The sequence below is a fragment of the Phyllobacterium zundukense genome (assembly GCF_002764115.1).
In the GTDB taxonomy this organism is placed as follows: Bacteria; Pseudomonadota; Alphaproteobacteria; order Rhizobiales; family Rhizobiaceae; genus Phyllobacterium; species Phyllobacterium zundukense.
On record NZ_CP017940.1, the window covers coordinates 1,179,211 to 1,203,203 of the forward strand.

Genomic DNA, 23,993 nt, shown 5'->3' on the forward strand with positions numbered 1-23,993 from the left:
GATATCTATCTCGTCTAGATCGACCCGGACAGCAGTACCTTTAATCCAAGTGCCATGACCTTGGCCGACTCGATCATGTCTTCGATACCGACATATTCATCAGGCCGATGCGCGAGGTCGAGAATGCCGGGCCCGTATGCAATGCAGTCGTGCAGCAGCCCTATGCGCGCGATGTGCTTCTGGTCATAGGTGCCAGGCGAAATCACATAGTCCGGCTCCCTGCCGAAGACGGCGCGAATGCCTTGGGCGACGGCTGTCACGACTGGCGCGTCGCGCTCGGTCATCAGCGGCTGCACCTCCATGATGTCGCGAATGTTGTAGTGAAATTTAGGCCGCTCCCATTGCAGCCGGTCGAGGATTGAGGTGACCTCGCGCTTCACCTCGGCAATGTCTTCCTCAAGCAGGAAGCGGCGATCGATGGTCAACCGGCACGAGTCCGGCACATTGGGCGAGGGCAGGCCAGAATAGTCATCGGTCTGGCCGCCATGGATTGAATTGATGTTCATGGTCGACCGGCGCGCGCCTTCCGGCACCACGGGCATGCGCGTCTGTTTCCTGTCGAGCGCCGGAAGGAGTTCCTTTTCGAACGCTTCAAGCACCGCGCCCATGTGGCGGACCGCGCAGTCGCCAAGAAATGGCATGGAGCCATGGGCGATCTCACCCTTGGTCTCGATTTCCGCCCACCAGACACCCCGATGACCAAGGCAGATGCGGTCCTTGTTGAGCGGTTCGGGAATAATCACGTGATCGACGCGCGGCTTGGAGAAGAAACCCTTGCCGGCGAGATAGGCGACGCCGCCAAACCCACCCGACTCCTCATCCACCGTGCCTGAAATCTCGATGGCACCGGAAAAATCGGGATAGACTTCGAGAAATGCTTCCGCCGCGATGATGGAGGCCGCAAGCCCACCCTTCATGTCGCAGGCGCCGCGCCCATAGACCTTGCCATCCTTGACGACACCTTCAAACGGATCGACCGTCCAGCCTTCGCCGGTGTCAACGACATCGATATGCGAATTGAAATGCACGGTCTGGCCGTGGGTACGGCCGTCAAAACGGGCGATGACATTAGTGCGTGGATAGCGGTCCGTATCGCCGGGTGTGCCTTCACCGCGAATCAACTGGGTTTCGAAGCCGATATTCTGCAATCGTTGCGCGAGATATTCTGCGCAAGGCGTATAGGCCTCGCCCGGCGGGTTGATAGTGGGAAAACGGATGAGTTCGCGCGTCAGCGCGATCAGGTCATCACGTCGTTTCTCGATGGCACGGGAGAGCTTTTCGTCCATTCACCCATCAAATCAGTCCATATCGTGACTTGGCAAGAGGCAACTTCTTGCCTAACCGAGGAATGGCCCGGCAACCACTCTGCAACCCGGGAAGCCTACGCTGTGGCGTCGTGACCAACGTCGCCTTCGGGCGGATAGGTGTTTGGTGAGCGCGAATTGCAACTTTGCGATTTCGACTGTGGAGGCGCGGTTGACGTAACTATGGCACTGGAAATCATCGGCCCCCCGCAAGAAAATTTCACATTTGTGCAGCTTTGTCGCACCCGGGTTGAACTGCAGTTCAATAAGGGCCATCTGCTGGTCGCCGCGATATAGCGGTTCCAATTCATCGACAGGACCAAGCAATGCTCCGCGAAAAAAGAGTAGCAGAGGAAGAATTTGCACGCATCGACCAGGACGACGACGCCGGACACTCCGAAAAGCGGGGCGGCACATGTATTCTTGGTGTTCTCTGCGTGATCGGCGTCATCGTCGCAGTTGCGCTCCTCGCGCCGGCGCGAGCCATGGAACCTGTAGCGCGGCCCGTATTGGAGCTGGTCCGGTGACACGCTGGACTTTGGCAGAATATCGCCGGCAGCGGCGCATTGACGAGGCATTCGATCCGGAGACCGAGGGCTATGACCCCTGCGCGGTCATGTTCGAGGGCGTTGTCATGACCAAGCACGAGAAAGCGGAGCTGATGCGCGAGCGCCGCCTCAACGTAGAGCGCGATGCGAGAATTGAAACATGGTTCCGGCGCCTGCTTCCGGTGCTCGTCGCGGTCATCGCCGTTGCCATCACGCTGATCTGGAACCTTGGCGCGGGATTGTTGGTATCCGCGTTGGTGGCATTTCTTGTCCTTAGAACGCGCCGTCGCTTGATCCGGCAAGGCTCATGGAGTGCCAATACAACGGGGCTATGGGAATAAAGCCGCTGTTCAACCGCCGCGGTAGCGCGATCGGCGCAATAATTTTACCTGTCCGAATAAGGACATGGTGCCGTTTTCCTGACAACGCGACCTCGCAAACGCGCTAAGATGCTGTCGAGTCGAACGCGCATGCTCTTTGCAAAACCTGCAGATTTCTTGCAAGACTGCCGCAAAACGACCGAGACAGCGCTCTGGTTTTGTCTTGGTGAGCAATCAACGGCCATGTGATTAGCGGGGGCGTGTCAGGCATGAATTCAGAACCAATCCTTGCTTTGTCGGAGCCGGTTGGTGATGAAATTCGCAAAACCACCTGCTATATGTGCGCTTGCCGCTGCGGCATCGATGTGCACATCAAGGACGGCAAGGTCCGCTACATCGAAGGCAACCGAGACCATCCCATCAACAAAGGCGTTCTGTGCGCCAAGGGATCTGCGGGGATCATGCAGCATTATTCGCCGGCGCGATTGCGTGCACCGCTGTTGCGCACCGGCCCGCGTGGCTCCGGCGAGTTTAAGGAAATCAGCTGGGAAGAAGCTCTGTCGCTGGCTGTCGACTGGCTGCAACCCGTGCGCGAGACCGCGCCGCAGAAGCTGGCATTTTTTACCGGCCGTGATCAAAGCCAGGCGCTGACCAGTTTCTGGGCACAGAATTTCGGCACGCCGAACTATGCTGCGCATGGCGGTTTCTGTTCGGTCAACATGGCGGCGGCGGGGATCTACACGATCGGCGGTGCATTCTGGGAGTTCGGCGCGCCTGATTGGGACAAGACGAAGCTCTTCGTGCTGTTCGGGGTCGCGGAAGACCACGATTCCAATCCGATCAAGATCGGCATTTCCAAACTGAAGAAGCGAGGCGCGCGATTTGTTTCGGTTAATCCGGTTCGCACCGGCTATTCTGCGGTTGCCGATAACTGGATCGGTATCAGGCCGGGCACGGATGGATTGCTGATTCTGGCGATCATTCACGAACTCTTCCGTACCGGCAGGATCGATCTCGATTACCTGCAGCGCTATACCAATGCGCCATGGCTGGTGATCGATGACGAAGGCAAGGAAGATCATGGCCTCTTTCTGCGCGACGACCTCGGCAAGGCGCTGGTGCGTGACCGCAAAACGGGTGCGCTGGTGCGATTTGACGAACCGGGTCACGTTGCCGATCTCAATGCAGATTTCGTCACTTCTGATGGCCGGAACGTGCGCAGTGTGCTGCGGCTGATGGCAGAAAAATATCTCGATCCGAAATATGCTCCGGAGGCCGTTGCTGCGGAGACTGGTATTGCCGTTTCAACGATCCGCGGACTGGCTTCTGAAATTGCCCGTGTGGCGTTCGAAGAAGAGATTGTGATCGAACAGCCTTGGACCGACATGAAGGGCGAACAGCACGACGTGATGATCGGCCGGCCTGTGAGTTTTCATGCGATGCGTGGCATCTCGGCCCATTCCAATGGTTTCCAGTCGGCGCGTGCCCTGCATGTGCTGCAGACCATCATCGGCTCCATCGATTGCCCTGGCGGTTATCGTTACAAGCCGCCATATCCGAAGCCCGCGACCGCCCATCCGCGGCCGCATGGCAGGGCCGAACACGTAAAAGCTGGCCAGCCTTTGGCAGGCCCGCACCTCGGCTATCCGTTGGGACCGGAGGACCTGCTGGTCGACAGTGACGGCAAACCGCAGCGCATCGACAAGGCGTTTTCCTGGGAAGCACCGTTGTCGGCCCATGGCATGATGCACATGGTCATCGCCAATGCCGCTGCAGGGGACCCTTATCCGGTTGACGTGCTGTTTCTCTACATGGCGAACATGGCGTGGAATTCGTCGATGAACACGCGCGGCACGATCAAGATGCTGGAAGAACGCGATGAGGCGACCGGCGAATATAAGATCCCGAAGATCATCTATTCCGACGCCTATTCATCCGAAATGGTCGCCTATGCCGACCTGGTCTTTCCAGATACGACCTATCTGGAGCGGCACGACTGTATTTCCCTGCTCGATCGGCCGATTTCCGAGCCGGAAGCCGCCTGCGATGCGATCCGTTGGCCTGTATTGGAGCCGGACCGCGATGTACGCGGCTTCCAATCCGTGCTGATCGATCTTGGCGCGCGGTTGAAGCTTCCCGGTTTTGTCGATCCTCAGGGCAATGCCCTCTACAAGGATTATGCGGACTATATCGTCAATCACCAGCGTAAGCCGGGAATCGGCCCGTTGTCCGGCTGGCGTGGCGCGGATGCGCAGGGTGAGGGTCGCGGGGCACCCAATGCGGACCAGCTGAAGAACTATATCAACCATGGCGCTTTCTGGATGAAGCACATTCCCGAAGAGGCGCTGTATTTCAAACATCACAACGCAGCGTACCAGCAGTTTGCGATCGATATGGGTTTCTTCGATGCGCCGCAGCCGGTCACCATCCAGCTCTATGTCGAGACCTTGCAGAAATTCCGGTTGTCGGCTCAGGGTGTCCGCCGGCCGGTCGCGCCGGAGCAATACCGACAGCGCTTGCTCGACTGTTTCGATCCGCTGCCGGACTGGTACCGACCCTTCGAGGAGCAGGGCATCGATACCGCTGAATTTCCGTATCATGCGATCACACAGCGGCCGATGGCGATGTATCACTCCTGGGGCTCGCAAAACGCCTGGCTGCGGCAGATCCATACAAGAAATCCTCTCTACGTCCCCAGCAATATCTGCGACGAGCTGGGCTTGAAGGATGGCGACTGGGCATGGGTTACGTCCCATCACGGACGCATCAAGTGCGAGATTGCGCGGACCGATGCCGTGAATGGGAAAACCATGTGGACATGGAACGCGATCGGCAAGCGCAAGGGTGCCTGGGCGCTTGATCCGAATGCGCCCGAGGCGACGAAGGGCTTCCTGCTGAACCATCTCATCCACGAGCTCCTGCCGCCCAAGGCTGATGGCATGCGCTGGTCCAATTCCGATCCGATCACCGGGCAGGCGGCCTGGTACGATTTGCGTGTGCGTATCGAAAAAGCCGAGGGGGGGGCGGAAATCAGCGAGCCGCATTTCGGTACGATCAAACGGCCCGGCAGCCAGAAGCAACCGACTGATGAATTGCGTTTTGGACAAGAGTGGACAAGCAAATGACCAGCCTGCCGCAAAACCGCACCGCCAAAAGGCTCGGGCTGGTCATCGACCTCGATGTCTGCGTCGGTTGCCATGCCTGTGTGATCAGCTGCAAGGAATGGAATACCGGAGGCTATGGCAATGCGCTATCGGACCAAGATCCTTATGGAGAAGACGTTTCGGGTACGTTTCTCAACCGCATTCACAGTTTCGAGGTGGTTCCGGAAGGCGGGAAAATCATTGGCGAAGCCGGCGACGCGCGTGTGGTGCATTTTCCGAAGTCCTGCCTGCACTGTGAAGACGCGCCTTGCGTGACGGTGTGTCCAACAGGCGCTTCGTATAAGCGCGCCGAGGACGGCATAGTTCTGGTCGATGAGGACAAGTGTATCGGTTGCGGGCTTTGTGCCTGGGCCTGCGCCTATGGCGCGCGGGAGATGGATCTGGCGGCGGGTGTGATGAAGAAATGTACGCTGTGTGTCGACCGCATCTATAACGAGACCTTGAAGCAGGAAGACCGCGCACCATCCTGCGTCAGGACCTGTCCGGTCAATGCGCGGCATTTTGGCGATCTTGGCGATCCGAATTCCGACGTCTCGATCATGGTGGCTGAACGCGGTGGGTTTGACCTGATGCCGGAACAGGAAACGCGACCGACAAACAAGTACCTACCGCCACGTCCGCGGACTTCCCTGAGCAACAGCGTGCCGATGATCCCGCTTGCCGAAAACACCGAAGGCGCGCATGGGTTTTTCGCTTGGCTCGACAAGACGCTGGACCGGATTTAGTTCATGCATCCAGCGTACTCGATTATTGTCTTCACCACTCTGTCAGGTCTGGGCTATGGGCTTGCGGTTGTGCTTGGACTTGGTTTTCTTGATCCGTCACTGCTATCGACCAAGCTCCTCTATGTTGCATCGCTTTCGCTGATCGGGATAGGGCTTCTGTCGTCGCTGTTGCATCTCGGCAATCCGCAGCGTGCATGGCGGGCCTTGAGCCAATGGCGCTCCAGCTGGTTGTCGCGCGAAGGCGTCATGGCCATTGCGACGTTCGTTCCGCTGACTTTGAATGCGGCGCTGGCGATCTTCTCTGGCAGGTACGACGCGCTTCTGGGCCTGATTGGCGTTCTCGGCGCGCTGGGCACGGTCTATTGCACATCAATGATCTATGCGTCGCTCCGGACCGTTGGCTCATGGCATACGAAACTGACGCCACTGTGCTTTATCCTGATTTCACTGGCGGGCGGGTTTCTGCTTGCGAGTGCTTTTGCGGGTGGAGATGCGCTGATCGTAGAGTTGCTGGCGCTGTTGCTGCTGTTGCTGGCGTTGATTGCCAAGATGGTCTGGCGTAACCGGGCCACAACGCTTGCACCGCTTTCAACGCCTGAAAGTGCAACAGGCCTCGGTTTCATCGGCAAGGTGCGGTTGTTCGAGCGGCCGCATGCGCTGGACAACTATCTGACCCGGGAAATGGGCTTCCGCGTCGCGCGCAAGCATGCCGCCAAGCTTTGGGTGATCGCATTCGTTTGCGGTGCGATTCTGCCCATTTTGGCGCTGCTCATTGCCATGGCTGTCGGCAGCGGATTAGCTGGGCAACTTGTCTTTGTCATCGGCGTCATTGCGCATTTTCTTGGAGTTTTCGTCGAGCGTTGGCTGTTCTTCGCGGAAGCCAAGCACGCGGTGATGAATTATTACTGAGGTCAGCTGTTCCAACGCTTGTGGAACCACATCCATTGGCCGGGATATTCCCGTACCCAGGCCTCGACCTTGTCGTTCAACGCCTGCACGGTTGCGGCCAGATCGACCGCGCCTTTTTCATCGCGGGGCAGTTCCATCTTTTCTTCGAGTTCGAGCCGGAAGCGGCCACCTGGCAGACGGATACAGCGAGCCGGATAAACATCGCAATCATATTGCCGCGCCAGTTTCGCCAGCAGCGGATTGGTCTTGCAGGGACGATTGAAAAAGGTCGACGGAATACCGCGACGGAATTTCTGATCGACGAGCATGCCGACATTGCCATTGATATTGAGAACGCTGGCGAGCGACCACGCGGCACCGGCCTTCGACGGCACCAGATGTCCCATATTGGTGCGGCGTGCGCCCAGGATCCTCTTGGCGACGTAGGGATTATTCGGCGGTCGGAACAGCACTGTCACGTTCAGGTCGAATGTGGCGGCGCATATGGGCAAGAGCTCGAAATTGCCGGTGTGGCCTGTGAAGAAAATATGAGGACGGTCTTTTTCCAGTACTAACCGTTCAAATATTTCGCGGCCCTCTACTTCGATCAGACCGACTTTGTCGCTGAAAGGATCGTAGTCGAATATGGCATCGAGATAGACGTATTCAGCGGTGAGGCGCGCCATGTTGCCCCACATGTCGCGTGCGATCACTTGCAACTCTTCTTCGGATTTTTCGGGATAGGCCTTGCGCAGATTGTTCATGGCGACGCGGTGACGTCCCATCACAGGACCGATTTTGCGGGCAGCGGCGTCCATGAAATCCATGGCGGCTTTGGCGGGTAGTTGCCGTAGGAGCCAGAGGATACCGAAAATGACATTTGCCGAAAGCCAGTAGTTGAACGACTTCAACTTCTGGCTCCAACGATATAGAGCGAGCTTTGTATTAAGTTTCATAATATTGGATCAGTTGACGCGCAGGATGATCTTGCCGAAAACATCCCGGCCTTCCATCCGCTTCAACGCTGTATCGATGTCGTCGAAGCCGACTTCCGTATCAATGACCGGATGGACCAGGCCGCGCGCCATTTTCTGCATGGCATCGGCCATGTTTTCCATGCGGCAGCCGAACGAGCCGAGCAGTTTCAACTGTTGCTGGAACAGCATCATCAGGTTCATGCTGGTAGAAACGCCCGATGTCGAACCGCAGGTGACAAGGCGTCCCCCACGCCGCAATGACAGCATGGAACCGGCCCATGTATCAGCGCCGACATGTTCGAAGACCACATCGACGCCCTTCTTCTTCGTCAGCTTTCGCACGACACCTTCGAAGCGGTCTTCGCGGTAATTGATCACGTGGTCGGCGCCGAGCGCCTTGGCTTTTTCGATTTTGTTGTCGGAGCCGACGGTGGTGATCACTGTGCAACCGATCTTCTTGGCAAGCTGAATGGCTGCCGAGCCAATGCCCGAGCCGCCCGCGTGAACGAGAATGGTTTCACCTGGCTCAAGTTTTGCATTGTCGAACAGCATGTGCTCGACCGTACCGAAGGTAACCGGAGCCACGGCAGCACCGATCTCGTCAACGCCGGGAGGTGCCGGAACGAGCAGTCGGGCTTTGAGGTTCACTTTCTCCTGGGCAAAGCCATCAAGATGGAAACCGTGCACCCCCGAGACATGCTCGCAAAGGTTGTCGCGGCCTTCACGGCAGGGACGGCAGAGGCCGCAGGTCTGGGCGCCATAGATGGAAACCAGCTGACCCGGGAGCAGGCTGACGCCCTGGCCGATCGCTTCGATGACGCCGGAGGCTTCCGCGCCGATCGTCAGCGGCATCTTGCGCTTGGCGAAAGCCATGCCGCGCCAGCCCCAGACATCGATATGATTGAGCGCAACAGCCTTGATGTTGACCGTGACTTCACCCGGACCGGGCGGGGGTGGGGGCGCAACGTCGACAATCTCGAGCTTGCGGTCTTCAATCAGCTGTAGTGCACGCATATCAATATCCGTTTCCTGTTCAGGCCACGGATTAGTTCGGTTCTGCCGTCATGACAAGACACGTATTTTGTCCGCCAAAGCCGAACGAGCTGGAAAGCACCGAGGAGACACTTGCTTCGCGCTTCACATTGGGCACAACGTCCATGAGAATTGCCGGATCCGGATTGTCATAGTTGATCGTTGGCGGGATCGTCCCCGTCTGGATGGTGAGCACCGAGAACACGGCCTCGATGGCGCCCGCTGCGGTCAGTGTATGGCCGATCATCGACTTGTTGGACGATACGGGAAGCGACGAGATGCGGTCGCCGAAAACGGTAGACAGTGCCAGATATTCCATCTTGTCGTTTTCCGGCGTCGAGGTACCGTGAGCGTTGATATAGTCGATCGCATCTTCCTTTATACCGGCATCGTCCAGTGCGGCACGAACCGCACCGATAGCCGGTGAGCCGTCGGGCTTCGAGCGGGTTCTGTGGAAGTCGTCGGCCTTCTCGCCGCAACCGCGCATGATGCCGAGAATATTCGCTCCGCGCGCAACGGCAGATTCCAGCGATTCCATCACCAGCGCACCGGAGCCTTCGGCCATGACGAAACCGTCGCGGTCCTTGGAGAATGGCTTGGCTGCCTTGTGAGCTGGCTCGTTTTGCGTGGAAAGTGCCGAGAGCAGCGAAAACCGGATCAGCGCCTCGGCCGAGACAGAACCATCAGTGCCGATCGACAGCACGCGATCACTCTCGCCGCGCCGGATTGCCTCGACGCCAAGCTGAATGGCCGTCGCGCCCGATGCGCAGGCTGTGGAAAGTGTAACAGGCAGGCCACGTGTGCCGAAAGTGTCGGCAAGGCATTCGGCGATGTAACCGAATTCAACAGTGTTGAACATGTCGACCTGCGGCCCACGGCGACAAGCAGCAAGAAGCAGGTCATATCCCGGTTCACCCTCGGCTCTGACCAGGGCATCCAGCGCAAAACGGTTGCGCCATTCGAGTTCGACCGGCGGTGCTGCCAGAAACAGCGGTCCGCCGAAATCATCGATGGGGAAACCGGCCTGGGATATCGCTTCCTCGGCCGCAAGCGATGCCAATTTCTGTGACAGCGCCGAGGCGCCTTTGCTACTTTCTTCAAGGAAATCGACAGTTCCAGCGATCTGCGTACGCAGATTGTCCAGCGCAAACCGCGTGATCGTGTGAATGCCGGAAGTTCCGGAAGTCAGCGCAGCCCAGTTTTCTTCCTTGCCTTGTCCCAATGACGAGACAACGCCGAGCCCGGTGATGGCGACGAGGGGGCGGCCAAGATGATCTGTATATTTGGACATGGAAATATCCTTCAAGCTTTGACCAGGCGGGCAACGCCTTCGCCGCGGGTTCCACCAATGGAGGTCGCCAGCGCGGTATTGATGCTGGCCGGTCCAGCTTTTTCGTTCTCAGTATCGATTGGCGGGAAAGCCGAGCCCTTGAAAAGGCTCAACGCAGCAAGGCCAACGACAAGCGGGAACTGCGCCTCGCGCAGATGGCCGAGTTTACCCGCAACGCCGCGCACCACTGAACTGGAGAATGTATCGAGCGTAGCTTTTTCCGCCGCTGTTATGCCCTTCGCACCAGAAGCGCCAGAAATGATCAAATCGGCAGCTTTGTCAGCGCTGGCAGCGCCAACCAGCCTGGCGATCGTCTCGCCCAAGTTTTCCCGGCTACGGCGGATTTGCGTGCCGTAGACGCCATCAATAGCGGCATAAGCACGCGCGCCGCGCTTCTTCGCGTGATCCGCACTTTCCAGTACGAGGAATGCACCGCCAGAGCCGGTAATGATACCGCCGCCTGCAGCACCCTCTCGTTGCCAAAGGGGGGCCCAGCCATCCGTTTTCAACATGCCGTTCAACTCATAGCCGAGCAGCATGTCGGGGTGTTCGGAATTGTAGGCACCGCCAACAAGTGCATGCGTACTCTGACCCGACCGGATGCGTGCGACAGTGGTATCGATCGCCGATATGCCGGCGCCTTCCTCACCCATGAAGGTGCGGGAGGAGCCGGTAACCTTGTGGACAATGGAGATATTACCGGCGAGCAGATTGGAAAGCTGTGCCAGGAACAGCGTCGGGCGCAGTTCCGTTGACAGCTTTTCATTCAGCATCGTACCGAGATCATTGCGCACGCGCGCCTCGGCCAGTATCTGCTTGTCGACGGTGACATCGCGTTCGCCGCCGCCTGCTGCCACCACCATATCCATCGTGGCACAGAGGGCTTCGTCGTCCTTGATGCCAGCGTCCTGGAGCGCGAGACCGGCGGTATACGTACCGATGCGCTGCCAGGTCTCCATCTGCCGCTGGTCGCCACGTTTCGGAATCTGGTTATTCCAGTCGACCTCACCCAGAGGATGGACCGTGTAAGGCTTGAACGTCTCGCTGTCGGTGCGAGGCTCAGCCTGGCCGTTAAAGGCTTGCCAGTGAGCGTCGGCGCCTTCGCCAAGCGATGAAATCAGTCCGATACCAGTGATAACGACGGTGTTGTTCTGCATTGTCTCGCAACACCGTTGATACGGTGCACCCGGTTAGGTGGATTGATTAAACCTGTCCGAAATCGTGCCGGTATCAGGCCTTCTTGGCAGCGACCAGTTCGTCGATCTTGGTGCATAGATTCTTCAACACGAAGTACTCTTCGGTCGGAACCTTGCCGTCATTGACTTCCTGCGTCCACTGCTCGAGCGGGATCTTGATACCGAAGGCCTTGTCGATCGCGAAAACGATGTCGAGAAAATCAAGGCTATCGATGCCGAGATCGTCAATCGTATGGCTTTCCGGCGTGATGGAATCGCGGTCGATTTCACTGGTTTCGGCAATGATATCGGCGACCTTGTCGAATGTTTCGGACAATTGATTTTCCTTTGCTTACCGTGCCTTTTGAACGGCACTGATGTCTGATGAGCCGGTATCTAGCGTTTTTCACGGCTTAGGGAAAGACCAAAGCTTGCATGCTGATTAGTCGAATATGATTCTTCCGGCGATATGAATTGTTTCACCTTCTTCGGCTGGACCGACCACAACAGCTTCGGTCGGGCGCGGGATAATCCCTGTCAGAGCCGTTATATTGGCACGATCCGTCATCATTACCAGATTGCCGGAACTCTTGAACTTGATGATCACTGCGCGAATCTCGTCTACCTGGGATTGCTTCGCTGCGGCGTCATTGGCCATTGGATCAAGGGGTTTGAAAACTTCGGCCGGGATCGAACCGAAGGAAAGACGGGCCGTTTCCCGTGCGTTGCAAGTGGAACTGGTGAGAATCTTGTCGATTCGCACACCGCGCGCGGCAAATCTGGCACCCAGTTTCTGGGCGAGTTGCCGCCCGCGGTCAGATAGCGTTTGAGTTGCTGAACAATCGACGGAGTTATCCACAGTGGGACTCAATGTTCCGGATGCGTCGGCACCCTGGATGAGAATCGTATAGCCGCCCCGCGCCACTCTCGCCCAGGCGGCATCCGTCGCAAGTGCTGGCGAAACGACGAGGAATGCGCTCAACATCAGAGTGAGTGCAGAAATTGCCTGAGAGTGAAATCGCTTCAACATCAGTCTCCTTATCAGCCGAAATGGTGATTTGGTGAAGAAAAATAAAGTGAAGGCTTTGGAACCGCTTGCGTGACACTTCTTGCAAGCCTATTCCGGACGACGATGGGTCTGATTCAAACAATCATCGTTGTCTTCGGTGTGATTGCCATCGCTTATGCAGCAGCGCATTTCAGGCTGCTGGATGAGCGGGTAGGCGATGGCCTTTCGGACTTTGTCTTCATGATCGCCGCGCCCTTGCTGCTCTTCAGAACCATGGTGACAGCCGATTTCCATGGAACGGCGCCGTGGCAATTGTGGATTGCCTATTTCACCGGTGTCATTGTCGCCTGGGCGGTGTCCGACCTTGCAATCAAGGTGATCTTTGGCCGCGATAATCGCGCTGGCGTTGTTGCCGGGGTCTCGGGAGCCTTTTCCAATCTCGTATTTCTCGGCATGCCCCTCATGCTCGGTGTTTTCGGTCAGGAAGGCTTTGCTATCCTGTCGCTGATTGTCGCCATCCACATGCCTATCATGATGGCAGCATCCATAACCTTGCATGAAATCGCGATGCGCCGGGACGGCGTATTCGAAGGTGAGGGGCACTTTGCTTCGGTTGTGCTCTCGTTCTTCAAGAGCCTGCTGCGTAATCCCTTTGTGCTTGGCATCCTCGCTGGCTGGATCTGGCGTCTCACCGGATTGCCGATGCCAATGATCGCCGATTCACTTATCCAGACATTAGGAAGCGTTGCCGGGCCTGTCGCGTTGTTCGCCATGGGGATGGGGCTGAAGAAGTTTGGAATTTCTGGCCATATCGCTGCATCACTGGTCATGTCAGCGATCAAGCTCTTTGTCATGCCCGCCGTCGTACTGGCGGCTGCATGGTTCATCGGCCTGCCGCCCTTTACCGCGAAAATCGCCGTTGCGTCGGCGGCGTTGCCAGCGGGCGTCAACTCGTATCTGATAGCAACTCGCTTCGGCACGGGCCAAGCACTGGCTTCCAATTCCATGGTCATGGCAACCGCCTTGTCGGCTATCACGATGGCGTTCTGGATTTCGGTCGTTACGCATATATTTGGCTAGCCGAAGCCTGTTGCAGCTTTTGCCAAAAAGGAGCAGGGTAACCGCATCGCCTTGACCAAGGCGCACATTGCCGCGCGCAGTGCAGGGTTATCCTTCACGGAACTCACGAACAACAATAACCCTTCGAACACAGGGAGAAATATGATGTTGCAGAAATCCAGCCAGTTCATGAAGCAGGCGAACCTCATCAATGGTGAGTGGGTGGCCGCCGATTCGGGCAAGACGATCGACGTCATCAACCCTGCAACCGGTTTGAAAATCGGCACCGTGCCCAATTCAGGCAGGGCAGAAGCGCAACGCGCGATCAATGCCGCCGCGGAAGCGTTCAAGACATGGCGCAAGACATCGGTGCTTGAGCGCTCGAAACTGATGCGCAAACTGCACGATGCCATCCTGGACAATCAGGATGCCCTCGCTGAGCTTCTTACCCTGGAACAGGGCAAGTCGCTGGCCGAGTCCAGGGGCGAGGTCGGCATGTCAGCCGCCTATATCCTCTGGTATGCCGAAGAAGCGCGCCGGACCTATGGCGATGTCGTTCCGTCGCCCTGGGCTGATCGACGCATTCTGGTCACGAAGGAGCCGGTTGGCGTCATCGGGGCCATTACGCCATGGAATTTCCCGTCATCCATGCTAGCCCGCAAGATCGGGCCGGCGCTCGCAGCCGGCTGCACAGCGGTGGTCAAACCTGCGACGCAGACGCCTTATTCCGGTCTGGTCTGGGGTGCGCTCTGCGAAGAGGTCGGTATCCCGAAAGGTGTCGTCAATATTCTGACTGGCTCTGCCTCCGAAATCGGCGGTGAGATCACCAGCAATCCGCTCGTGCGCAAGATCACCTTCACCGGATCGACCGAGATCGGCAAAATCCTGATCAAGCAGGCGGCCGACACCGTCAAGAAAGTATCCATGGAGCTGGGCGGCAATGCACCGTTTATCGTCTTCGATGACGCGGATGTGGATCGCGCGGTCGATGGTGCGGTCATGGCAAAATTCCGCAACTCCGGTCAGACGTGCGTCTGTACCAACAGGTTTCTCGTCCAGTCTGGAATCTACGACACATTCGTCGAAAAATTTGCTGCTGCAACGGAGAAACTGAAGGTCGGCGATGGCCTGGAAGCTGGCACCCAGCAGGGGCCGCTGATCGACGAAAAAGCTGTCGAGAAGGTCGAGGAATTCATTGCCGACGCAAAGCAAAAGGGCGGCAAGGTGATCACGGGTGGCAAGCGTCACGCGCTGGGGGGTAGTTTCTTTGAGCCGACAGTGATCGGTGACGCGAAGCCGGACATGCTCTTCACCAAGGAAGAGATATTTGGCCCCGTCGCTCCAATCTACAAGTTCGAGACCGAACAAGAGGCGATCGATCTCGCCAATGACACGCAATTCGGCCTAGCCAGCTATTTCTATACACAGGATCTCGGCCGGGTGTTTCGCGTTTCCGAAGGGCTGAAATATGGCATGGTCGGCGTTAACGAAGGCATGATCACAACGGTGGAAGCGCCCTTTGGTGGCGTGAAGGAATCCGGCCTCGGCAAGGAAGGCGGCCATCAGGGTATCGAAGATTATCTCGATACCAAATATGTATGCGTTGGCGGTCTGGGGCTCTAAATAAAATGAACACAGAAGTTTTCGGCCACACGTCTGATGGCGAGGCAGTCCACCGCATTACGATTTCCGGCGGCGGGCTGACCGCCAAAGTCCTGACATGGGGCGCAGTAATTCAGGATCTGCGTCTCAAAGGTCACGAGTATCCGCTGGTTCTCGGCTATCAGGATTTTGCTGATTATCCGGTGCATTCGCCCTATCTGGGTGCGACGGTTGGCCGCTCCATCAACCGTATTCGCAATGGCGAACTGACGATCGATGGCAAGACCTATGCGCTTGAGCGAAATTTTCACGGCCTGCACAACATCCACGGCGGCAGCGAGGGTGCGGGCAATCGTAACTGGGAAGTCGTCGCAGTTGGTCCGGATTACGTGACGCTCACCATCCAGCTTGGTGACGGTGAGATGGGCTTTCCAGGTAATCTGAGCATCACCTGCACTTACATGCTGGAATCGAAGGGAACGCTGGCGATCCGCATGGATGCCGTTACGGACAAGCCGACGATCTGCAACCTAGCTCATCACAGCTATTTCAATCTCGATGATGGTGGCGCAACCGATGCGCTTGGCCATCAGGTCCGGATCGATGGGCAGGCCTATCTTCCGGTCGATGCCGATCTTATTCCGGACGGACGGGTTTTGCCGGTTGCTGGAACGACCCATGATTTTCGTGAATACCGTACGATCCGCCGCGATGAAAACGGCCAGCAGATCGTCTATGACAACAATTTCTGCCTTGCCAGCCAGCGTCAGCCTCTGCGTCTCGTTGCTTCCGCCAAGGGTGCTTATTCAGGTATCGAGATGAATGTGCTGACCACGGAACCTGGTGTTCAATTCTATGCAGGCAATACGCTTGGGGGACGCCCGCCAATCGGTCTGACTGGCAATACCTATGGCAATTACGCTGGATTCTGTTTTGAAGCGCAGATCTGGCCCGATTCCACGCATTTTCCCTATTTCCCTCAGGCAATCCTGCGCCCTGACGAAACCTACAGCCAGATGACAAAATACAGCTTCAAGAAGGCTTAGGCCTTGAACGCCTTGCGTGCTGCGTCCATGGGCGCGAGCGCGCCATGGAATTCCACCACGCGGGCAGCAACCTTGTGCGCGTGGACAGCTGCAGTCACTGGATCCAGATTGGCGAGGCGGGCGGCGATGTAGCCGCCATTGAAACTGTCGCCTGCGCCTGTCGTATCCACGGCCTTGGCGCGTGAGGCCGGAACCTCCTTGCGCGTATCGCCGGTTACGACCAGCGCCGGGTCGGTACCATCCTTTACGACAATCTCGCGCACGCCATAGCTCGCAATTCGATTGGCAGTGTCTGCCGGTGTCGCATCGCCGAACAGTGCATTTTCATCCGGGAAGGTCGGCAGGGCAATGTCGGTCACATGAAAGGCGTTGCTCAGAACCTGCTTTGCTGTCTCGGTATTTTCCCACAGGCGCGGACGATAATTGGCATCAAAGACGATACGCGAGCCCTGGCGGCGAGCGTTGCTGACCGCATTCAGGACGTTCTGACGGCTTCTCGGGCTCAAAATGCCCATAGTGATACCGGAAAAATAGATGATCTGGCGACCGTCGAGACTTTTCGCCAATGCTTCCGGATCGTCGGCAAGGTGACGCGCGGCGGCATCGTTGCGCCAATAGGTGAAGGAGCGTTCCGCCCCTGTCAGCGTGATGGCATAAAGACCGGGACGCGCGCCAACGGTAGTCGGGCTGTGGGCAGTGTTGATGCCGTTATCGCGCAGGAATGTGCGCTGTTTGACCGAGAAGGGATCATCACCGAAGGCGGTGACGTAATCGACTGCAAAATCCGGATCGGTGAGGGCGCGGACATACCAGGTGGTGTTCAGCGTGTCGCCGGCGAAACCCATACGCCACTGGTCGCCATTGGCGCCGGACAGTTCGATCATGCACTCGCCAATAGCCGCAAATCCGCTCATGAAATCCTCCACAACTCCGGTCGGTTGCGACTGATATACGAGTGCGCCGCCGCTGTCATTTCTTAAAACTTCGGGGCTGTCATATTCACTTCGTCATGCCATGTTAGTCGGCGAACGCAATTTGCACGACAGGTAGGGATGGTGAAGTCGCGGATTACGACGATTGAGCAGCTCGAAGCCATATATAGCGGCATTGCGGAGGCATCGACCGCAAAGGTGGCGGATCGAATCGCGCCGGAATACCGGCAATTGATCGAGGGTTCGCCATTTGTGGCTCTGGCTACAAGCGGTCCAGAAGGACTCGATTGTTCCCCGCGCGGCGATCTTGCGGGGTTCGTCCGGATTCACGACGAGCAGACACTGATGATGCCGGATCGCCGGGGTAATAATCGTGTCGATTCGCTGCGCAACATCATCCGCGACCCGCGCATAGCACTGCTCTTCCTCATTCCGGGGCTTACCACGACATTTCGTGTGAATGGCCGAGCTTTTCTCGATACCGATCAGGGACTGCTCGACAGTTTCATCGTCGATGGCAAGGCACCGCGTTCGGTCATCGTCGTCGAGGTCGAGGAAGCCTATTTCCAGTGCGCCCGTGCGCTGATCCGTTCCGAATTGTGGAATCCGGCGAAACACCGCTCGCCCAAGGAGTTTCCATCGCCGGGACAGATATTGGCTGCACTCAGTGAAGATCGTGTGGGCGGCGAGACCTATGATCGCGAATGGCCGGAGCGCGCCGCAAAGACGATGTGGTAGGCTAGCCGGCAGGTTTGTTGTCGATGGCAATTTCCATCCGGTCGGCGGCAAAGCGAGTCTTTGAATATTGAATTGGGTGGCCATCGATATCGATGTTGATGGCCGTGGCGACAAGAACGATCGCACCGGGCGACAAGCGCAGATGCCGCAGGTCTTCCGCGTCCGCATGGCGTGCTGCTATGATTGTCGATTTGCGCAGATAATCCTCTATTCCCGCAGCCTTAAGCGCGAATGTTATCGAACCGGATGAACGATAATCTTCCACGACATGAGGTACACGTGCCGCATCGAACCATGCCGTGGCGCAGGACACGGGATTGCCGTCGGCCGTGTGCATCGTATCGATCCTTATGACCTGTCCGGATCGCATGTTCAGCGCTTCGGCGACCTCGATTGTTGCATCCTCCACTCCGTGTGCGAGCAGAATACCCTTGGTTTCACGCACTTGCGTCGCCAGAATTTGCGAAAAGCGCGTGCGCTCGCCAATGCGGTACGTCAGCTTCTTGCTGTTGGCAACGAAGGTGCCGCGCCCCTGTTCGGCCCGCAGGACACCTTCCTTGGTCAGGGCTGCTATGGCGCTGCGAATGGTGTGGCGATTGACGTCAAAGCGTGTCGCCAATTCGACTTCCGGCGGCATGCGCGAGCCGCTCGCCAATTTCCCCGCTGTGATATCGCCGCGAATTTGATCGGCAATCTGGCGCCAGATCGCGACGCCACTGTTCCGGGTGATGAATCGTCCTGAAACCACGCTTTGTCATGCTCCTGTCATTGACGGGTTTTATAGCTAGGTCTATTGTCTAGTTGTATAGATGAATAGACAAATATAAGCGAGGTGTCAATGAGCAACGAACATTCTGGGGCCACCCCGACCGCTGGCGAACCTGATTTCGGACGCAAAACCGCAATGGCTTTGTTGGCGCAGGCAACCGCGCAGGAGATGAGTCATTTCTGGTTGCAGTGGACCGACAAACCGCAGGTTGAAACCCTGCGCGGTCCGGAAACGGGCTTGGTGATGGTGCGCGGGCGGATCGGCGGCGGCGGCGCCCCCTTCAATCTTGGCGAAGCGACGGTGACGCGTGCGACCGTACGGCTCGGCAATGGCGCAGTTGGCCATGCCTATGCGCTGGGACGGCAGGGCGAAAAGGTTCGGCTTGCGGCTGTCTTTGACGCGCTCTGGCAGGAACCGGTTCATCGCCAGGCAGTTGAGGACGCAGTGCTTGCTCCAATTGCACAGCGTTTGAATGGCGATCTTGAGGACAAAAGAGCGGAAACGGCTGCAACCAAGGTCGATTTCTTCACGATGGTGCGGGGTGATGATTGATGCGTGCAGCGACACAGGTTTTTGAAGGCGGCTTCAACGATACCGTTCTCAATTCACAGGCGGTTTTTCGGACACTCATGGACGCTATGGCCAACCCTGGCCGCGTCATCCCCGTGCGCGATCTTGTCAACGCGCCGGCGCCGCTGTCGCCGGTTGCGGCATCCATTGCTGCCACGCTGTTCGATCATGATGCGACGGTCTGGTGCGACAAGGCAATCGCCGGTTCAGAAGCTGCAATTGGTTGGCTGAAGTTTCACACCGGACTTGAATTGACAACGAATCCATCGGACGCGCAGTTTGCTCTGATCCGTGACATCCCGGCCATGCCGTCGTTCGATGCTTTTGCCAAGGGGACGTCCGAATATCCGGATCGCTCGACGACCCTTATCCTACAGATCGACGGTTTCGATGGTGCCGAGGAACTGACGCTCGGGGGACCTGGGATCAAGGATATCCAGACCTTTGCGCCCAGTCAGTTGCCGAAAATGTTCATCGATCAATGGACAGCCAATCGCGGTGCCTTTCCGCGGGGTATTGATCTGATCTTTGCCGGCAAGGGTGCGCTCGCTGCTTTGCCGCGCACGACGCGCATTTCGAAAAGGGAGGCTTGAGCCATGTACGTAGCAGTCAAGGGCGGTGAAGCCGCCATTCGCAATGCGCACAAACTGTTGGCTGACCGGCGCCGGGGTGATCGCTCCGTGCCTGCGATCGGGCTAGAGCAGATCGTTGAGCAGCTGGCACTGGCCGTCGACCGCGTCATGGCGGAAGGCTCGCTTTACGATACGGAACTAGCGGCGCTGGCGGTAAAGCAGGCGCGGGGAGACATGATCGAGGCGATCTTCCTGGTTCGTGCCTATCGCACGACGCTGCCGCGCTTTGGCTACACCAAGCCCGTTGAGACCTCGCAGATGGCGATCGAACGCCGCATCTCGGCCACGTTCAAGGACCTGCCGGGTGGACAATTGCTCGGACCAACATTCGACTACACCCATCGCCTGCTCGATCCAGAACTTGCAGGTGATAGTGCGGTAGAAGCTCCTGAGCGCCGTGTTGCGTCGCATGAGCATACACCGCGCGTCACCGACATTCTTGGTCATGACGGCATGATCGAATCTGATGGCGATATGCCAGAAGGGGCTGATACCGGCGATCTGACGCGTGAACCCTTGTCGTTTCCGCTGGAGCGCGACTTGCGATTACAGGCGCTGGCGCGGGGCGATGAAGGTTTTCTTCTCGGGCTCGCCTATTCGACACAGCGCGGCTACGCCCGCAGCCATCCGTTCGCCGGTGAAATCCGAATCGGCGAAGTCGAGATCGAACTTGAAGTTGCCGAGCTCGATTTTCCGCTGACGCTCGGTCGTATTCGGGTAACCGAATGCCAGATGGTCAACCAGTTCAAGGGTTCATCGAAGCAGCCGCCGCAGTTTACGCGCGGCTATGGCCTGGTTTTTGGCCAGAGCGAGCGCAAGTCCATGTCAATGGCGTTGTGCGATCGCGCTTTGCGCGCACGGGAATTGGGTGAAGACGTTACCGCTGCAGCGCAGGACGAGGAATTCGTCATTTCCCATAGCGACAATGTGCAGTCGACTGGCTTCGTCGAACATCTGAAACTGCCGCATTACGTGGATTTCCAGGCAGAACTCGACCTGGTTCGCCGCATGCGCTCCGAGCATGAGCGCCGCCACACCGAAAACAATGGTACTCAAGAGGCAGCAGAATGACCGAGCTTGCGACATACAATTTCGCCTACCTCGACGAACAGACGAAGCGGATGATCCGCCGTGCCATTCTCAAGGCCATTGCCATTCCGGGTTATCAAGTGCCTTTCGCCTCTCGCGAAATGCCGATGCCCTATGGATGGGGCACCGGCGGCGTGCAGGTGACTGCCGCGGTGATTGGCCCTGACGACACGCTGAAGGTTATCGATCAGGGGGCTGACGACACGACAAACGCCGTATCGATCCGCGCCTTCTTCCAGAAGACCGCCAATGTTCGCGTAACCACGAAAACAACCGAAGCGACGATCATTCAGACGCGCCATCGCATTCCCGAGGTGGCACTGCAAGCCGGGCAAACGCTTGTGTATCAGGTGCCAATTCCTGAGCCTTTGCGCTTTCTTGAATCGCGCGAAACGGAAACGCGAAAGATGCACGCGCTTGAAGAGTACGGGCTGATGCATGTGAAGCTCTATGAGGATATCGCGCGCCACGGTCACATCGCCACGACGTACGCTTATCCCGTGAAGGTCGAGGGCCGTTATGTAATGGACCCTTCGCCGACGCCCAAATTCGACAATCCGAAGATGCACAATTCACCGGCGCTGCAGCTGTTCGGGGCAGGGCGCGAAAAGCGGATCTATGCCATCCCGCCCTATACGGAGGTGGTCAGCCTCGACTTCGAGGACCATCCCTTCGAGATCCAGATATTTTCGCAGCCCTGTGCCCTGTGCGGTGCGAAGGGCAGCTATCTCGACGAGGTCATATTGGATGACAAAGGCGGCAGCATGTTTGTCTGTTCGGATACGGATTTTTGTGAAGACCGGCAGGCGAAGGGCCATCGCGGCCACCTTTCGGCAAATCCGGCGGAGGCAGCAGAATGAGCGAGACACCACTTCTGAAAGTCAATTCGCTTTCAAAATTCTACGGGAGCCGGATCGGCTGCCAGAACGTCACATTCGAGTTATGGCCGGGTGAGGTCCTTGCTGTCGTCGGCGAATCCGGTTCGGGCAAGACGACGCTGCTCAATTGCCTGGCGACGCGGCTTGCGCCTTCAGCCGGGTCGGTGGAGTACCGGATGCGCGATGGCCAATTCCGCGACCTCTACCGGATGAGCGAGGCAGAAAGGCGTTTCCTGATGCGCACCGACTGGGGGTTTGTCCATCAGAATCCTGCCGATGGATTGCGGATGACCGTCTCTGCCGGCGCCAATGTTGGCGAACGGTTGATGGCAGTCGGCGACCGGCACTATGGCAAGATCCGCGCAACCGCGACCGATTGGCTGGACCGGGTCGAGATTGCCGAGGACCGTATCGACGATCAGCCACGCGCTTTTTCCGGCGGCATGCGCCAGCGCCTGCAAATCGCCCGCAACCTTGTGACAAACCCACGCCTCGTCTTCATGGACGAGCCAACGGGTGGCCTCGATGTCTCGGTGCAGGCAAGGCTCCTCGATCTTCTGCGCGGCCTTGTCAGTGATCTCGGTCTCGCAGCAATCGTCGTTACGCATGATCTTGCCGTGGCACGTCTTCTCTCGCACCGCATGATGGTGATGAAGGATGGCCATATCGTCGAAACAGGTCTCACCGACCGCGTGCTGGACGACCCGCAGGCGCCTTACACACAGCTTCTCGTTTCTTCCATTTTGCAGGTCTAGAAGCAATTCCAGGAAAAGTGTGCAGCGGTTTTCTGTCCGGAATTGCGATAAAACAAAAAGGTAAAATCATGCCGACACCTCTCGTTGTTGCCGATGTCGCCAAGAGCTTCACCATGCATCTGCGCGACGGCATTCGTCTGCCTGTGGTGGCAAATGTCTCCTTCTCCATCAAGGCCGGTGAATGTGCCGTCCTTGGTGGTCCGTCCGGCGCTGGCAAAAGCTCGATCCTGAAAATGGTCTATGGCAATTATGCCGTGGATGGGGGCCAGATCATCGTGCCCTACCGCGACCGTTTGGTTGATGTTGCCGCTGCCGATCCACGCACGATGCTCGGCATTCGCCGCGACATGATCGGTTACGTCAGCCAGTTCTTGCGCACGGTGCCGCGCGTTTCGGCCTTGGACGTAGTGGCGGAACCGCTGATCGCTCGGGGTGTGGAGCGCACCGAGGCACGCGACAAGGCAGCGTCATTGCTTGCCGGGCTCAACCTGCCCGAGCGTTTGTGGTCACTGCCACCCGCCACATTTTCTGGCGGTGAGCAGCAGCGCGTCAATATTGCGCGCGGCTTCATCACCGATCATCCGATCCTGCTGCTCGACGAGCCGACAGCATCTCTCGACGCCAAAAACCGCAATGTGGTTGTCTCGATGATCCAGCAGAAGAAGGCTTCCGGCGTTGCCATGCTCGGGATCTTCCACGACGAGGATGTGCGTGAGGCTGTGGCAGATCGCATTATCGATGTCACGGCGTTTTCGGTACCAAACGAGGCTGCAGCATGACCCGGCTTTCAGAAACGCCGTTTATTCACGAGACCGCGTCTGTTCATGATTGCCAACTCGGTCGATACACGGAAATCTCCGAGCGCTGCCGCATCAGCGAAGCCACTCTTGGCGACTACTCCTACATCATGCAGGACGGTGCTGTCTGGTGCGCAACCATCGGCAAATTCGCGAACATTGCTGCAAGCGTTCGTATCAACGCGCCCAATCACCCGACATGGCGGCCGACACTGCATCACTTCACATACCGGTCCGGCGACTATTGGGAAGGTGCCGGTGTCGACGAGGCATTTTTCCAATGGCGCAGAACAAACTTCGTCACCATTGGCCACGACGTCTGGATCGGTCATGGCGCAACCATTTTGCCGGGTGTCACAGTGGGCAAAGGCGCCGTGATCGGGGCAGGGGCGGTCGTCTCCAGGGATGTTGCGCCTTACACCATTGTCGGTGGGGTTCCTGCCCGGAAAATCCGCGATCGCTTTGATGGAAAAACAGCTGAACGCCTGCAGATCCTCGCATGGTGGGACTGGGATCACGCAAAGTTGCGCAATACTCTCGATGACTTCCGCACGCTGGATATCGAGGCTTTTCTCGAGAAACACGACGTCTAAACCAAAGGTATTATACCCGCTGCGCGCGACACACAGTTGTCATTCAACTGAAACAAAAACG

25 protein-coding genes are annotated in these 23,993 nt (G+C 57.6%); 16 read left to right on the forward strand and 9 right to left on the reverse strand.

Annotated features, from left to right (window positions below):
* Window positions 1-14: 14 nt before the first annotated feature.
* Window positions 15-1,286: an acetylornithine deacetylase/succinyl-diaminopimelate desuccinylase family protein gene (locus BLM14_RS05680; RefSeq protein ID WP_099998492.1), complete on the reverse strand. Its 1,272-nt coding sequence runs from the start codon at window positions 1,284-1,286 to the stop codon at window positions 15-17.
* A gap of 344 nt (window positions 1,287-1,630) precedes the next feature.
* Between BLM14_RS05680 and BLM14_RS05685 the strand changes: the two genes are divergently transcribed.
* The 5 genes from BLM14_RS05685 (at window position 1,631) to BLM14_RS05705 (ending at window position 6,970) form a co-directional block, all read left to right on the forward strand.
* On the forward strand, window positions 1,631-1,831 hold the full coding sequence (locus BLM14_RS05685; protein ID WP_099998493.1) for a hypothetical protein: 201 nt from the start codon (window positions 1,631-1,633) through the stop codon (window positions 1,829-1,831).
* Window positions 1,828-2,193, forward strand: a complete 366-nt coding sequence (locus BLM14_RS05690) for a hypothetical protein (RefSeq protein WP_099998494.1) — start codon at window positions 1,828-1,830, stop codon at window positions 2,191-2,193. The genes BLM14_RS05685 and BLM14_RS05690 overlap by 4 nt, the downstream gene beginning before the upstream one ends.
* Window positions 2,194-2,441: 248 nt before the next feature.
* A complete protein-coding gene (locus BLM14_RS05695) occupies window positions 2,442-5,297 on the forward strand; it encodes a molybdopterin oxidoreductase family protein (RefSeq protein ID WP_099998495.1) in 2,856 nt (951 codons plus the stop codon).
* On the forward strand, window positions 5,294-6,061 hold the full coding sequence (locus BLM14_RS05700) for a 4Fe-4S dicluster domain-containing protein (protein WP_099998496.1): 768 nt from the start codon (window positions 5,294-5,296) through the stop codon (window positions 6,059-6,061). Before BLM14_RS05695 ends, BLM14_RS05700 begins: the two co-directional genes overlap by 4 nt.
* A gap of 3 nt (window positions 6,062-6,064) precedes the next feature.
* Window positions 6,065-6,970 carry a dimethyl sulfoxide reductase anchor subunit family protein gene (locus BLM14_RS05705; protein ID WP_099998497.1) on the forward strand — a complete coding sequence of 302 codons (906 nt, stop codon included), beginning with the start codon at window positions 6,065-6,067 and terminating at the stop codon, window positions 6,968-6,970.
* Between the two features lie 2 nt (window positions 6,971-6,972).
* On the opposite strand, the gene BLM14_RS05710 is transcribed toward BLM14_RS05705, so the two are convergent.
* The 6 genes from BLM14_RS05710 to BLM14_RS05735 all read right to left on the reverse strand — a co-directional run bounded on the left by BLM14_RS05710 (window position 6,973) and on the right by BLM14_RS05735 (window position 12,490).
* Complete coding sequence (locus BLM14_RS05710) at window positions 6,973-7,905, reverse strand: lipid A biosynthesis lauroyl acyltransferase (RefSeq protein ID WP_099998498.1); 933 nt, start codon at window positions 7,903-7,905, stop codon at window positions 6,973-6,975.
* A 9-nt stretch (window positions 7,906-7,914) separates the two neighbouring features.
* The gene (locus BLM14_RS05715) at window positions 7,915-8,940 is read right to left on the reverse strand and encodes a zinc-binding dehydrogenase (protein ID WP_099998499.1); all 1,026 of its coding nucleotides are present in this window, start codon (window positions 8,938-8,940) and stop codon (window positions 7,915-7,917) included.
* Between the two features lie 31 nt (window positions 8,941-8,971).
* Window positions 8,972-10,249, reverse strand: coding sequence for a beta-ketoacyl-ACP synthase (locus tag BLM14_RS05720; protein ID WP_099998500.1), 1,278 nt, complete (start codon window positions 10,247-10,249; stop codon window positions 8,972-8,974).
* 11 nt (window positions 10,250-10,260) lie between these two features.
* Complete coding sequence (locus tag BLM14_RS05725) at window positions 10,261-11,445, reverse strand: beta-ketoacyl-ACP synthase (protein WP_099998501.1); 1,185 nt, start codon at window positions 11,443-11,445, stop codon at window positions 10,261-10,263.
* A gap of 73 nt (window positions 11,446-11,518) precedes the next feature.
* Complete coding sequence (locus tag BLM14_RS05730; RefSeq protein ID WP_099998502.1) at window positions 11,519-11,800, reverse strand: acyl carrier protein; 282 nt, start codon at window positions 11,798-11,800, stop codon at window positions 11,519-11,521.
* A 105-nt stretch (window positions 11,801-11,905) separates the two neighbouring features.
* Entirely contained in the window at window positions 11,906-12,490 is a 585-nt protein-coding gene (locus BLM14_RS05735; RefSeq protein ID WP_157929478.1) for a histidine phosphatase family protein, read from the reverse strand.
* A gap of 105 nt (window positions 12,491-12,595) precedes the next feature.
* Here BLM14_RS05735 and BLM14_RS05740 point away from each other — a divergent pair, with 105 nt between their 5' ends.
* The 3 genes from BLM14_RS05740 to BLM14_RS05750 all read left to right on the forward strand — a co-directional run bounded on the left by BLM14_RS05740 (window position 12,596) and on the right by BLM14_RS05750 (window position 16,179).
* Window positions 12,596-13,552 (forward strand): AEC family transporter, encoded by a 957-nt coding sequence (locus BLM14_RS05740; RefSeq protein ID WP_099998504.1) that lies wholly within the window; start codon window positions 12,596-12,598, stop codon window positions 13,550-13,552.
* Window positions 13,553-13,696: 144 nt separating this feature from the next.
* Entirely contained in the window at window positions 13,697-15,154 is a 1,458-nt protein-coding gene (locus tag BLM14_RS05745) for an NAD-dependent succinate-semialdehyde dehydrogenase (protein WP_099998505.1), read from the forward strand.
* Between the two features lie 5 nt (window positions 15,155-15,159).
* On the forward strand, window positions 15,160-16,179 hold the full coding sequence (locus BLM14_RS05750; protein ID WP_099998506.1) for an aldose epimerase family protein: 1,020 nt from the start codon (window positions 15,160-15,162) through the stop codon (window positions 16,177-16,179).
* On the opposite strand, the gene BLM14_RS05755 is transcribed toward BLM14_RS05750, so the two are convergent.
* Window positions 16,176-17,093, reverse strand: coding sequence for a sugar kinase (locus tag BLM14_RS05755; protein ID WP_099998507.1), 918 nt, complete (start codon window positions 17,091-17,093; stop codon window positions 16,176-16,178). The two genes, BLM14_RS05750 and BLM14_RS05755, sit on opposite strands and share 4 nt — an antisense overlap.
* A 138-nt stretch (window positions 17,094-17,231) precedes the next feature.
* Here BLM14_RS05755 and BLM14_RS05760 point away from each other — a divergent pair, with 138 nt between their 5' ends.
* Complete coding sequence (locus tag BLM14_RS05760) at window positions 17,232-17,849, forward strand: pyridoxamine 5'-phosphate oxidase family protein (RefSeq protein WP_099998508.1); 618 nt, start codon at window positions 17,232-17,234, stop codon at window positions 17,847-17,849.
* A 1-nt stretch (window position 17,850) separates the two neighbouring features.
* On the opposite strand, the gene phnF is transcribed toward BLM14_RS05760, so the two are convergent.
* Window positions 17,851-18,597 (reverse strand): phosphonate metabolism transcriptional regulator PhnF, encoded by a 747-nt coding sequence (phnF, locus tag BLM14_RS05765; RefSeq protein WP_099998509.1) that lies wholly within the window; start codon window positions 18,595-18,597, stop codon window positions 17,851-17,853.
* Between the two features lie 90 nt (window positions 18,598-18,687).
* On the opposite strand from phnF, the gene phnG reads away from it, so the two are divergent.
* The 7 genes from phnG (at window position 18,688) to BLM14_RS05800 (ending at window position 23,932) form a co-directional block, all read left to right on the forward strand.
* Entirely contained in the window at window positions 18,688-19,170 is a 483-nt protein-coding gene (phnG, locus tag BLM14_RS05770; protein WP_099998510.1) for a phosphonate C-P lyase system protein PhnG, read from the forward strand.
* Window positions 19,170-19,781 carry a phosphonate C-P lyase system protein PhnH gene (gene phnH, locus BLM14_RS05775; protein ID WP_099998511.1) on the forward strand — a complete coding sequence of 204 codons (612 nt, stop codon included), beginning with the start codon at window positions 19,170-19,172 and terminating at the stop codon, window positions 19,779-19,781. The genes phnG and phnH overlap by 1 nt, the downstream gene beginning before the upstream one ends.
* 3 nt (window positions 19,782-19,784) lie before the next feature.
* A complete protein-coding gene (locus BLM14_RS05780) occupies window positions 19,785-20,891 on the forward strand; it encodes a carbon-phosphorus lyase complex subunit (protein ID WP_099998512.1) in 1,107 nt (368 codons plus the stop codon).
* Window positions 20,888-21,769: an alpha-D-ribose 1-methylphosphonate 5-phosphate C-P-lyase PhnJ gene (locus BLM14_RS05785; RefSeq protein ID WP_099998513.1), complete on the forward strand. Its 882-nt coding sequence runs from the start codon at window positions 20,888-20,890 to the stop codon at window positions 21,767-21,769. The genes BLM14_RS05780 and BLM14_RS05785 overlap by 4 nt, the downstream gene beginning before the upstream one ends.
* Window positions 21,766-22,542: a phosphonate C-P lyase system protein PhnK gene (gene phnK / locus BLM14_RS05790; protein ID WP_099998514.1), complete on the forward strand. Its 777-nt coding sequence runs from the start codon at window positions 21,766-21,768 to the stop codon at window positions 22,540-22,542. The genes BLM14_RS05785 and phnK overlap by 4 nt, the downstream gene beginning before the upstream one ends.
* 68 nt (window positions 22,543-22,610) lie before the next feature.
* Complete coding sequence (phnL, locus tag BLM14_RS05795) at window positions 22,611-23,321, forward strand: phosphonate C-P lyase system protein PhnL (RefSeq protein ID WP_100001053.1); 711 nt, start codon at window positions 22,611-22,613, stop codon at window positions 23,319-23,321.
* Window positions 23,318-23,932 carry a DapH/DapD/GlmU-related protein gene (locus tag BLM14_RS05800; protein ID WP_099998515.1) on the forward strand — a complete coding sequence of 205 codons (615 nt, stop codon included), beginning with the start codon at window positions 23,318-23,320 and terminating at the stop codon, window positions 23,930-23,932. Before phnL ends, BLM14_RS05800 begins: the two co-directional genes overlap by 4 nt.
* Window positions 23,933-23,993: the final 61 nt, after the last annotated feature.